Origin of the sequence: Paenibacillus daejeonensis DSM 15491, from assembly GCF_000378385.1 — a bacterium.
In the GTDB taxonomy this organism is placed as follows: domain Bacteria; phylum Bacillota; class Bacilli; order Paenibacillales; family Paenibacillaceae; genus Paenibacillus_D; species Paenibacillus_D daejeonensis.
Genome location: NZ_KB899659.1, coordinates 791,937 through 804,206 on the forward strand (window position 1 = coordinate 791,937; position 12,270 = coordinate 804,206).

A 12,270-nucleotide genomic window follows, 5' to 3' on the forward strand; every position below is an offset into this window, starting at 1 on the left:
TAGGAATCACCTCGAATATCGGGATATATTAAGCAATATGCCAAGTGCCGTCAGCAGCAGGGTCAGCGAGGATCCGCCATAGCTGACCAATGGCAGGGTAATGCCCGTAACCGGCATCATGCCGATGACCACGCCAACATTAATTAGGACCTGCACGCCGACGATGCCGGTGATGCCGGTGGCCAGGAGACTCCCGAACGCATCCGGTGCGGTGATGGCCGTTCGGATGCCACGCCACACAACGATAAGGAACAGCAGAATGATCGTCGTACCGCCAATGAAGCCCAGCTCCTCGGCAATGATCGAGAAGATAAAATCGGTCTGTGGCTCAGGCAGATAGCTGTACTTCTGCCGGCTCATCCCCAATCCCAGACCAACCAAGCCGCCCGGCCCGATCGCATACAGGGACTGAATGATCTGATAGCCGGAGCCCAGCGGATCGCTCCAGGGATCTAGGAATGAAGTAATGCGGGCCATACGGTAAGGGGCTGCCAGCACCAGGCCTACCAGACCAAGCAACCCCGTCAATGCCAGCGAGCCTAGATGAGCCAGCCGAGCGCCTGCAGCGAAGATCATCAGCATACAAGCGCCCATCATGACTGTACCCGTTCCCAGATCGGGCTGTAGCATGATTAGACCGAATGCAGCCCCCAGCATCCCCAGCGGCGGCAGCAAGCCTGTGGTGAACGATGTAATCTTGTGCTGCCGGTCAGACAGAAACTTGGCCAGGAAGATGACCATGGCCAGCTTCATAAATTCCGAGGGCTGGATGCCAAAAGAGCTGATGCCCAGCCAACTGCGAGCGCCGCCGCGTACGATGCCAACCCCCGGGATCAACACCAGTACCAGCAGCACAAAACAGAGAATCAGGCCCGGCTTGGAAAACTTCTTCCACACAGTGTAATCCGTATTCATCGTCAGAAACATGGCCCCTAGGCCGAGTATGGCGAATAACAGCTGGCGCTTCACATAATAGAAAGCATCGCCGAACTCATTGAAGCTGAGCACGGCGCTAGCGCTGTACACCATAACCAGGCCAATGGAGAGGATCACTACAATGGCTGCGATCATCCACAGATCGGGAGCAGAACGGGCTTTTGTCATCACGCACAACACCCTTTACATGAAGAAGTAGGGACAGGCCCTCTTCTTACAAGGTATGCGCCGAATCTTTAAACATGCGCCCGCGATGCTCGTAGGACGGAAACATATCCCAGCTTGCGCAGGCCGGCGACAACAACACAATATCACCGGCTTCGGCAGCTGCGGCGGCGATCCTGACAGCGGTGCGGAGCGTAGCTTCGGCATCCTCTTCAGGTTCGACCGTTTGGATGCTTGCTAAACCTGCCTGGGCGGCAACTCCCGCCAGCTTGTCGCGCGTCTGCCCGATGGCGACAAGCGCCTTGACACGATCCCGAAACAGCGGCAGCAGCTCCATATAATCGGAGCCCCGGTCAAGTCCTCCGGCAATTAGAACAATCCCACCTTGCAGGGAACCGACAGACATGGTGGTCGCTGTCGGATTGGTTGCTTTGGAATCATTGTAGTAGCGGACATCCTTATGGGTGCGTACGTATTCCAGCCGGTGCTCGACGCCGTGAAACTCGCGCAACGGCAGCTCCAGTTGCTCCGGCGCAGCGCCGGCAGCAATCGCAGCTGCGGCCGCGGCCATAGCGTTAGCCGCGTTGTGACGCCCCGGAATCCCCAGTTCATGCACGCCAACCAGTCGATGGTCACGACCGTTCGCGTCCCGCCACACAAGCTCGCGTTCGGTTTCGTCTGCTTCGCCAAGAGCAGTCTGCGGATACGGAGGGCGCACGAACACGCCTTGCTCCAGCTCCTGCTTCGTTGAAAAGGGCAGCACGCGGGCAGCGGTTGCTTCCGCCATGGCGCGGCAGATCGGATCATCCCAATTCAATATGGCGATATCATCTGCCGTCTGATGGGCAAGCAGTTTTTGCTTGGAAGCGATATAATCCTCCATCGAGCCATGATAATCCAGATGGGTTTCGACGAGATTCAGCATCAGGCTGATCTTCGGCCTGAAGGCGCTTGTCCCTTTCAATTGAAAGCTGCTAAGCTCGGCGACAATCCAGTCGTCCTTGGCTGCCTCAACCGCCGCTTCGCAAAGGGGGCGCCCGATATTGCCTGCAACGAGCGGACGCATACCAACAGCCGCCAGCATGTCGCCAATCCAGGTCGTTGTTGTTGTCTTGCCATTGGAACCGGTGATGCCGATCATCGGCGCCACTGACAGATGCCAGGCCACCTCTACCTCGGTGACGACCTCGATCCCCAGCTCCGCTGCTTGCTGCAGCGGATGGATGTGATAGGGAATGCCTGGATTTTTTACAACAAGTGCGGTCTCGGAAGTAATCAAGTCCTCCGGGTGATGTCCACAGATGACGGGAATCCCCAACGCTTCCAGCTCCGCCGCCTCCGGCGACTCCTCCCGGCTCTTGCGGTCATTGACCGTTACGAAGGCTCCCAAATCATGGAATATTCTGGCGACGCTCACGCCGCTCTTGGCCAGACCCAGTACGACAACCGGTCGCTGGGCATAGGCTGACGGATGGTTCATGATGCATACACTCCTCTTTCAATTATCTGCACTGCATGAATGTTTACGTTCAGAAGCCTCTGTGCAGCAGCAGACCGATTGCCGCCAGAATCAGCCCTACGAACCAGAAGCTCGTGACGACGCGCCATTCCGACCAGCCGGACAGCTCAAAATGATGATGGATCGGACTCATCTTGAAGATCCGCTTGCCGCGGAGCTTGAACGAGCCGACCTGAAGAATAACGGACAGCATTTCAATGACGAACACGCCACCGATGATGACTAGCAGTAATTCAGACTTGGTCAGAATTGCTACAGCAGCGAGACCGCCTCCGATCCCCAGTGATCCGGTATCCCCCATGAACACCTTGGCTGGATGTTTGTTGAAGACCAGGAAGCCGAGTACCGCCCCGATCATGGCAGCGGAGAAGATGGCGCTCTCCTGCTCAAACAACTGCATAGCGATAAGTGCATAAGCTCCAAATGCAAGTGCGCTGGTCCCTGCCAACAGCCCGTCTACCCCGTCCGTGAAATTCACCGAGTTGCTCGTGCCGAACATGATAATGATCACCAAGCCGTAGTAGAACCAGCCCAGATCCAGCTCCCAGGACGTGCCCGGCACGAGCAGCGCGGTGCTGTGATCCATCATATAGAGCAGCACGCAGACGATAATAGAAAACAGCAGTTGCCCGGCCAATTTTTGGCGAGCCGTAAGTCCCAGCGAGCGTTTCAAAGCAATTTTGATATAATCATCCAAAAATCCGACCAGACCAAAGCCCAGCGATGCGGTTAATAGCACCCAGAAAGCTAATGATTTGTCGGAGAACTTCAAAAATGAAATAAACAGCGCAAGCATAATAATAATGCCGCCCATTGTAGGTGTGCCTTTTTTCTTCAGATGGCTTTGCGGCCCGTCGGTGCGGATTTCCTGTCCGAATTTCAATCGACGAAGCAGCGGAATGAACAAAGGCCCGATAATAACTGCAAGTAGAAATGATGCGCCAATCGCTAGCAAAATGGCCTTCATGTCCATCAGCTCACCCCCTTCATCGATGTTGTATCGCCTGTACGATTTGTTCCATACGTGTTCCACGCGAGCCCTTGACCAGCACCAGATCCTCCGGCGCCAGCTGCGAACGCAGCCAGGTCGCGAGCTTCTCTTTGTCATCAAAGGCTTTCACTGCTTCCGGGTCGGCATGAAAGGCAACGGCCGCTCCTTCAGCGATATAACTTCCCAACTGACCGAACGTTAGCACCTGATCCGCCTTGACCGGTGTGATGTAACGCCCCACCCCGCGATGCAGCTCTTCTTCCTGATCACCTAGCTCTAGCATATCGCCAAGGACCAGCCATTTATGCCGATAACCTTGCAGCTGCTCAACGAGATCGATAGCCGCGCGCATAGCTGTTGGATTCGCATTGTACGCATCATTAAGCACCGTTGCGCCATTGAAGGCCTCGCTTCTCTCGATGCGCATCGCACTCAGCTCCATGCCTGCCAAGCCTGCCGCAATCTGCTCGTAAGGCACGCCTAGCTCCAGAGCGGCAGCAACGGCGGCTGTGGCATTCATCATGTTATGAATTCCTGCGGCTGGCACAGACAGCTCGGTTAGCATTCCGGCACGGTCGTGCAGACTGAATGAAGACGAAGCCGCATCCATGCGCTGTGGCAGCACAACATAGTCATTGCCAGGCTGGCGTCCGAAACGAAGTACCTGTATCCCGGCTGGCAGCGAGACGGCATCTTCAGCCAGGAGTGCTTCATCCCCGTTAAGCAGCAGTGTGCCGCCCGGCTTCAGTCCCTCGGCAATTTCCAGCTTGGCCTTGGCTATCCCCTCGCGCGATCCCAACTGCTGCATATGCGCATCTCCGATATTGGTAATAATCGCTAGATCCGGTCTAGCAATTTCCGAGAGCAGCTGAATCTCGCCATAGCCGCTCATGCCCATTTCCAGCACGGCAGCCTCCGTCGTCTCATCCATCTCCAGTACAGTGAGCGGCAGCCCGATATGATTGTTCAGATTGCCAGCGGTCTTATGGACACGAAAAACGGTGGCGAGCGCGGCTGCCACCATGTCCTTGGTCGTCGTCTTGCCGTTGCTGCCTGTAATGCCTACGATGCGCACCGACAGTTCGCTGCGGTATGCAGCAGCCATCCGCTGCAGCGCTACCAGTGTGTCCTCGACGAGGATCACAGGCCAGTCCGCCAGCGCGGCAGGGAGCTCATGGTCCTCCTGCCACAGCGCAGCTGCCGCTCCACGTTCGCGGGCAGCCACCGCATACGCATGACCGTCAAAGCGATCCCCGATCAGCGGGACGAACAGCTGACCGGTCGCAATCGTGCGTGTATCTGTACTAACGCCGGCGATTCGCTCTTGGCCCGCTCCGGCATGGGCGGTGTGAAGCCGGCCTCCGCACAGGGCAGCCAGCTCTGCAATGGATTTATGTATCACGATTTTTGGCTCCTTATCAGTTGTTCGGCGATTTCACGGTCATCAAACACAGAGGTCTCGGCTCCGATGATCTGATAGGTCTCATGACCTTTCCCCGCAATCAATACTACATCGTCAGAGCTTGCCATATCAACCGCTTTTTTGATGGCTTTGCGGCGGTCAACCTCCAGGACGTAACGGGATTCGGATACACCTGCTTCGACAAGCCCCGCCTTGATGTCCTCCAGAATTCGCTGAGGATCCTCGCTGCGCGGATTATCCGAGGTGACCACGACATAGTCAGCATGGCTGGCGGCAATTTGACCCATCATCGGCCGTTTGGTGCGGTCACGGTCACCACCGCAGCCAAAGACACAGATGACGCGGCCTTTCGCGATTTCTTTCACGGCCTTCAGCACATTGTCCAGACCGTCCGGCGTATGCGCATAGTCAACGATAACCGCGTAAGGCTGACCGGCATCAACCGCTTCAACACGACCGGGCACCCCCGAGATTTGCTCCAGACTCTCCCGAATGCCATCCAGCTCCAGTCCTTCTACCAGTCCAGCAGCTACTGCAGCCAGCGCATTGTAGACGTTGAACTTGCCGACCAGCCGCATGTGCACCTGACAAGCACCACGGAAGGTTGTCAACCGGAACGAAGTACCTTTGGCTGAAATCGTGATTTCCGAGGCCCGTACATCGGCTTGTGATTCAATGCCATAGGTAATAACTTCCGTTGCTGCCGAACGGGCAAGCGTCGCGCCATACGGATCATCCACGTTGATAATGCTGTAGCTGCGCTGTGTCTCTTCCGCCGCATAGCTATTGCCAAGCCGCGAGAACAGCAGGCTCTTGGCCGCTGCGTAGTTGTCCATCGTCTCATGGTAATCGAGATGATCCTGTGTCAGATTCGTGAAAATGGCGCTCCGGTATCGGCAGCCTTTGACCCGCCCCTGCTCGAGTGCGTGGGAAGACACCTCCATGACGCAGTAGCCCATGCCCGCTGCTGCCATGTCTGCCAGCGATTGCTGCAGATCCAGTGATTCCGGCGTTGTTCCGGACATCGGCAATGAGCGTCCGCCATAGCGCATTTCGATCGTGCCGATGACGCCCGCGCGATGGCCTGCGTCTTCCAACAGTCGTTCAATCAGATACGTGGTTGTTGTTTTGCCGTTGGTTCCCGTGATGCCAATCATCCGCATCTGCTCGCTCGGATAGCCGTAGTAGTGGCTCCCCAGGACACTCATAGCAAGACGACTGTCTTTGACAACCAGCTGTGGCAATTTCACGGGCAGTGGCCGTTCGACGATGAGTGCTACAGCGCCGCGCTCGGCAGCCTGTGCCGCATAATCGTGTCCATCTACCGTATGACCGGGCAGACAGATGAACAGATCCCCTGGTTCGACCTTTCTGGAGTCGATCCGGATGCCGCTGATGGTGACCCCCTCCCCACTACCGTGCCACTGGGAGGTCAATAACAGAGACGCCAGTTCATCCATACGCATACCGCTCATTCCTTTCTATTGGTCATTATTGCCATTAATTATGGTCATGATGCTCTTCCTTGCCCAGGTAGACCCGGATGGTCGAGCCTTTATCCACCCGGCTGCCTGCCGCTGGCGCCTGACGAATCACAACATTGCCAGTGCCGGCCGTAGCCAGGTTAAAATTCATGTTTAAATCTTCATACAGCTCTGACACCGTACGGCCTACCAGGTTAGGAACTTGAACAATCGGCGTCTCGCCATATTTATATTCCTTGCTGATCTGCTCCTTGCGCGGTTCTACCCCCATATGCACTAGCGAATCAGCCATAATGTTCCGGACAATTGGAGCGGCCACGACACCGCCGAACTGAATCCCCTGCGGATTGTCGACTGCAACATAGACGACGATCTTCGGGTCATCTGCCGGTGCAAACCCGATGAACGAGACGATGTGTTCATTGGGCGAGTAGCGACCGTTGATCACTTTCTGCGCGGTGCCCGTTTTGCCACCTACCCGGTATCCGTCAATAAAAGCATTGCCCCCGGTCCCCTTGGCAACGACACTCTCCAGCGCCTCGCGCACTTGCTTGGAGGTTTCCTCCGAGATCACCCGGCGCACAGGCTCGGGCTCAATCTCCTCCACCATCATGCCGGATACGGGATCAATCCAGCCCTTGGCCACGTGTGGTTTGTAGAGTGTACCGCCGTTGATCGCTGCCGAGATTGCAGTAATCTGCTGGATCGGTGTGACCGATACGCCTTGCCCGAAGGCTGTTGTAGCCAGCTCAACGGGACCGACACGATCAAGCTTGAACATAATGCCGTTTTCTTCGCCGCCCATATCGATCCCCGTTTTTGTGCCGAATCCGAAGTCCTTGATGTATTGAAAGAGCTTCTCCTTGCCTAGTCGCTGACCCAAGGTGACAAACCCGGGGTTACAGGAGTTCTCGACAACCTCCAAGAAGGTCTGTGAGCCATGGCCGCCCCGCTTCCAGCAACGAAGCCGGGCACCGCCGACTTCAATCGCGCCGGGATCAAAAAAATGCTCCTTGTGCAAGTCGACCTTCTTCTCTTCCAAAGCAGCTGAGAGAGTAATGATCTTGAAGGTCGAACCGGGCTCATAAGTCATCCAAATGGGCAAGTTCCGATTATATACTTCGCTAGGAACCTCCCGATATAAGTCCGGCTGATAGGTAGGATGGCTTGCCATGCCGAGAATTTCGCCAGTTGATGGGTCCATGGCAATGGCCATGATACTGTCAGGCTGCAATGACAGCATGGTTTGCTCCAGCTCACGCTCCATAATGGTCTGAATCTGCTTATCAATCGTTAACTGCAGATTCAGGCCGTCACGAGGCTGGTTGAACGTGTCGGACGCACCTGGCATCAGCCGACCAGCTGCATCGGATAGGAACGAAATGCTGCCGTTAATGCCGTTCAACCGCTGGTCATACGTCAGCTCCACGCCAGTCAGTCCCTGATTGTCGATACCTGTGAAGCCCAGTACATGGGCTGCCAGCGTACCAAACGGATAGTAGCGCTTGTTGTCTTCGGCGACCACGATCCCCGGAAGCAACAGGCTGCGGATCTCTTGAGCCTTCTCAGGCGTAATTTTACGCCCGCCGGGCTGCAGCTTCACAATCCGCTCACGCTTTGTGATCAGGTTCTCGATCTGTTCCGCACTCATGTCCATATGCAAGGCCAGTTGCTGCGCCGTATGCGGCGCATCCTTTATCTGAGCCGGAATCGCCATGACGGTTGGTGAGCTTACATTATAAGCCAGTTTCGTCCCATTACGGTCGAGGATTTCTCCCCGCTTCGCTGAAAACGGAATTTCGCGGCGCCAAGAATCCTCCGCCCGATCAGCCAACTCATTTCCTTGAACAAGCTGGACATATGCCAACCGTACGCCAAGAGCGGCAAATCCGGTGATGGCCAGAATCAATACGACAAAGAGTCTTCGTCTTACCGTAACATTCGATATTTTCACGCGTATCCCCCCGAATGGCAGAGTTGGCCGCGTTGTTGCCGGGGCAGCCTTCTTGTTTCAGCCTATTCGCGGGGGAACGGTGATAGAACAAGCTGTTAACGCTCGTCCGCTGGAGCTTCCTCTGATTCATCGTTGTCAGCGTCAGTCGTGTCCGTTGATTCTTCGCCTGTGTCCGTTGTCTCCTCAGACGCCTCTTCGCCCTCGACGACAGTCTCGCCGTCATCTTCCGGCTCTCCTGGCGGCTGCAGCACCAGCTTGATTACGTCTTCGCCGTCAAGCTTGGCTTGCATTTGTGACGTCACATAGCCTTCTCCTTCAGAGATACACCGCATGTCGAGCAGGGAGCATACCTCAAGCGCGTCCCGCAAAGACAAGCCTCTCATATTGGGCACGGTGAGCTGGCTCCGTTCCTCCGTTAATAAATAGATGCGCTGCGAGGAGGGTACCGAACTTCCCGCTTTTGGAATTTGCTTGATGACCGTCGTGCCGCTGCCCAGCAGCTCATAGTTTAGTCCACGCGCCTGCAGCTCAGTTTGCGCCTGCGGGATTTGCAGCTCCTCCAGGTCCGGAACATCAACGATCTTGGTCTGCAGGCCATTGATCTCTTTCACCTGTGCATCCACTGTGGTGGGGGCTACGCCCATATGCAGTAGGCTTTTTTCCACAATCTCGCGGAAGATCGGAGCCGCGACCGAACCGCCGCCAACTGATCTCCCATCGATTTCTTGAGGCTCATCCACGACGACGTAGACGACAATTTTGGGGTCCTCGACTGGCGCATAACCGATAAATGAAACCAGATACTTATTAGCTGAATAGCCTTTTTGTCCGGGTCCGGCCGCTTTTTGAGCCGTACCGGTCTTGCCGGCAATCCGATAACCATCAATATAGGCATTATGGCCCGTTCCGATTTTCTCATCCGATACGACCTGCTCAAGATATTCGCCGACCTTGCGTGAGGTTTCTTCCGAAATGACCTGCCGCTCCAGCTTGGGTTCAACCACGGTAACAGCGCCTGTCGTCGGATCTTCAATTCGTTTAACCAGATGCGGCTGCATCAGATTACCGCCATTAGCAACCGCGGCAACTGCTGCAAGCTGTTGAATCGGAGTGACCTGCAGTACCCCTTGTCCGTAAGTAACGGTCGCAACCTCTACCGGTCGATTCCAGTTGAAATTCACTTGACCGGCAACCTCGCCAGGCAGATCAATTCCCGTTGGTTTGCCGAAGCCAAAAGCCGAAATATAATTATTCAGTTTTTCTGCACCAAGACCCTCTGCGCCCATCTTGACGAAGGCCACGTTACTGGAATGCTTTAGTCCATCAAGGTAAGAAATCTGTCCCCAGCCTTCTCGCTTGTGATCACGAAGACGTGTATTGCCGACCATAATGGAGCCGGACATGTACGTAGCGTTGGGATCGAACTTTCCTTCTTCTACAGCAGCTGCCAGCGTAACAATCTTGAAGGTCGAGCCTGGCTCGAACAACTGTCTCACACTGTGATTATAGAAATCCCCCTGGTCGGTTGTTTCCCAGTATTCATTAGGATCATAGTTGGGATAACTGCCCAGCCCGAGAATCTCCATCGTATTAGGATCCGCAGCAATTGCGGTGATGCTTTTTGGATTATATTCCTTGCTTGCCGCCTTAATAGCCGCCTCTATATAGGACTGTATTTCGGTATCAATTGTCAACGTCAAATTATTCCCATCATGAGCTGGCGTATATTCTACTTCGCCGTCCACCAGCTGTACCCGCTTGCCGTCTTTCTCGTATTTGAGAGAGCCCTGCGTCCCCCGCAGCATCTCATCATAATACTGCTCCAGACCATATACCGCCTTGCCTTCGTTCTTCTCGATATACCCTAGCAGATGGGAGGCCATACTAAAGCGCGGGTAATAGCGCTTCTGGTCATCCATCAAATAGATTCCGACATCGTCGCGATCCAACTCTTTGCGCAATTCGTTGCGGAATTCACTGACTTGATCCGCTAGATCCTTGTCAATTTTCCATCCGCCGTTGCGAACTTCGCGATTAACCAGAAAATCACCGTTCTCTCGTTTAGCTGTTACATCTTTTTGGAGCTGCTCTCGTTTCGTGCCCAACAACTCATGCAGCCGATCAACAATACGATCTTCCAATTTCAGCTTATTGATAACCTCTGGATTGACAGCCACCGTATAGGCCGCCGCGTCCATGGCCAGAATATTGCCGTTGCGGTCGGTAATCGTACCTCTGACAGGATTGATCTGTTTGGAAGCCGACCAGATATTTTTGGCCAACGAAAGATAGTGATCTCCATGTACGACCTGCACGAAGTAGACTCGGCCCATCAGGACAACAAAAAGGAGGGTTATGAGCCCTCCGACCAGTAGTGCGCGAAGTTTTATCCGTCTCGTCATGGTCTTAACCCCCTAATCCTTAAGAGCCATCTGGCTTCTGGTTTCGCCAACCTGCAGCGAAATCCGGTGATCCGACTGGACCATGCCTTGCGCCATGGCTTTCTCACGAATCAGATCGGGCGAGCTGAGCTGCTCCACCTTGCGCTGCATCTCCTTGATCTCGACGTTTAGTGTCTCATATTGACTAGTCATCTCTTGTACTTGCAGATTGGTCTGATAGACCTCAGCATACCGAAAAATAATCACGCACGACACGATAACACATACAAGGACCGTGACCAAATAAAGGAGTTTCTCCTGTACCGGCAACGACTTGCGGCGAACGACTACGTGTTTCTTCTCTCTGTACGAATGCTGCTGCTCTTCTTCGGGACGCTTCTTCGGCTGAAGCGCCAAATTGCCGTGCATATAGGCCATGTATGCTTCTCCCTCCGGTTCTTTCTATAATTTCTCCGCGACGCGCAGCTTGGCTGAACGAGAGCGCGGATTGTGCTCAAGCTCTGTCTCTCCGGGTACAATGGGCTTGCGATTAACCAGCTTCAGAACCCCTTCATTGCCACATACGCACATCGGAAAATCCGGCGGGCACGTGCACTTTCGCAAATATTGCGCAAAGGTCTGCTTGCAGATCCGGTCCTCCAACGAGTGGAAGGTAATGACCGAGACTCGTCCACCAGGTGCAAGACAGCGCACGGATTGGAGCAATGCTTGTTCTTCAGCTCCCAGCTCATCATTGACTGCAATGCGCAGCGCCTGGAATGATCTTTTGGCTGGATGCGGTCCACTTCTGCGGGTAGCAGCAGGAATCCCTTGCTTGATTAACTCGACTAGCTCGCCTGTTGTTGCAATCGGCTGCACTGCTCTTGCTTTACCGATCTGACGAGCGATCTGACGGGCGAACCGTTCTTCTCCATACGTGCTCAGAATCCGTGAGATTTCTCGTTCATCCCATGTATTGACGATCTCATGGGCAGTCAGATCACTCTGCTGATCCATTCGCATATCGAGCGGGGCATCATGATTGTAGCTGAACCCACGCTCAGCCTCGTCCAATTGAGGGCTTGACACCCCCAGATCGAACAAAATCCCATCGACTTGCGGCACGCCATCCGTCTGTGGCACACCTTGCTCGCGGAGGACTTCCTCCAAATACCTAAAATTGCTGCGGACCAACCTAACTTGGTTTATGTAAGGTGCCAGCCGATTGCGCGCATTGTCCAGGGCCCAATCATCCTGATCCAGCGCAATCAACAAGCCGTCTGGGCCGAGCCGTGAAGCGATTAGCTCGCTGTGGCCGGCCCCGCCCAGCGTGCAGTCCACGTAGATGCCGTCCGCCTTGATGTCCAAGCCGTCAACCGCTTCTTCTTTGAGTACGGTAATGTGATCAAACACGCGT

The 12,270-nt window shown here is 54.8% G+C and carries 9 protein-coding genes; all 9 read right to left on the reverse strand.

All coding sequences use genetic code 11. The annotated features are described in order from the left end of the window. Window positions 1–6 precede the first annotated feature (6 nt). A complete protein-coding gene (gene spoVE / locus F556_RS0103860) occupies window positions 7–1,104 on the reverse strand; it encodes a stage V sporulation protein E (protein ID WP_020615582.1) in 1,098 nt (365 codons plus the stop codon). A 46-nt stretch (window positions 1,105–1,150) separates the two neighbouring features. Next, window positions 1,151–2,581, reverse strand: a complete 1,431-nt coding sequence (gene murD, locus F556_RS0103865) for a UDP-N-acetylmuramoyl-L-alanine--D-glutamate ligase (RefSeq protein WP_020615583.1) — start codon at window positions 2,579–2,581, stop codon at window positions 1,151–1,153. A 49-nt stretch (window positions 2,582–2,630) separates the two neighbouring features. Continuing rightward, window positions 2,631–3,593 carry a phospho-N-acetylmuramoyl-pentapeptide-transferase gene (gene mraY / locus F556_RS0103870; RefSeq protein WP_020615584.1) on the reverse strand — a complete coding sequence of 321 codons (963 nt, stop codon included), beginning with the start codon at window positions 3,591–3,593 and terminating at the stop codon, window positions 2,631–2,633. Window positions 3,594–3,606: 13 nt separating this feature from the next. Further along, window positions 3,607–5,013 (reverse strand): UDP-N-acetylmuramoyl-tripeptide--D-alanyl-D-alanine ligase, encoded by a 1,407-nt coding sequence (locus tag F556_RS0103875; protein WP_020615585.1) that lies wholly within the window; start codon window positions 5,011–5,013, stop codon window positions 3,607–3,609. Continuing rightward, complete coding sequence (locus tag F556_RS0103880; protein ID WP_020615586.1) at window positions 5,010–6,500, reverse strand: UDP-N-acetylmuramoyl-L-alanyl-D-glutamate--2,6-diaminopimelate ligase; 1,491 nt, start codon at window positions 6,498–6,500, stop codon at window positions 5,010–5,012. The genes F556_RS0103875 and F556_RS0103880 overlap by 4 nt, the downstream gene beginning before the upstream one ends. A 34-nt stretch (window positions 6,501–6,534) precedes the next feature. Further along, on the reverse strand, window positions 6,535–8,472 hold the full coding sequence (locus tag F556_RS0103885; RefSeq protein WP_020615587.1) for a stage V sporulation protein D: 1,938 nt from the start codon (window positions 8,470–8,472) through the stop codon (window positions 6,535–6,537). Between the two features lie 95 nt (window positions 8,473–8,567). Further along, window positions 8,568–10,874, reverse strand: a complete 2,307-nt coding sequence (locus F556_RS0103890) for a penicillin-binding transpeptidase domain-containing protein (protein ID WP_040715503.1) — start codon at window positions 10,872–10,874, stop codon at window positions 8,568–8,570. 12 nt (window positions 10,875–10,886) lie between these two features. Then, window positions 10,887–11,291 carry a cell division protein FtsL gene (gene ftsL2, locus F556_RS0103895; protein ID WP_020615589.1) on the reverse strand — a complete coding sequence of 135 codons (405 nt, stop codon included), beginning with the start codon at window positions 11,289–11,291 and terminating at the stop codon, window positions 10,887–10,889. 24 nt (window positions 11,292–11,315) lie between these two features. Beyond that, window positions 11,316–12,266, reverse strand: a complete 951-nt coding sequence (gene rsmH, locus F556_RS0103900; protein WP_020615590.1) for a 16S rRNA (cytosine(1402)-N(4))-methyltransferase RsmH — start codon at window positions 12,264–12,266, stop codon at window positions 11,316–11,318. Between the last annotated feature and the right edge of the window lie 4 nt (window positions 12,267–12,270).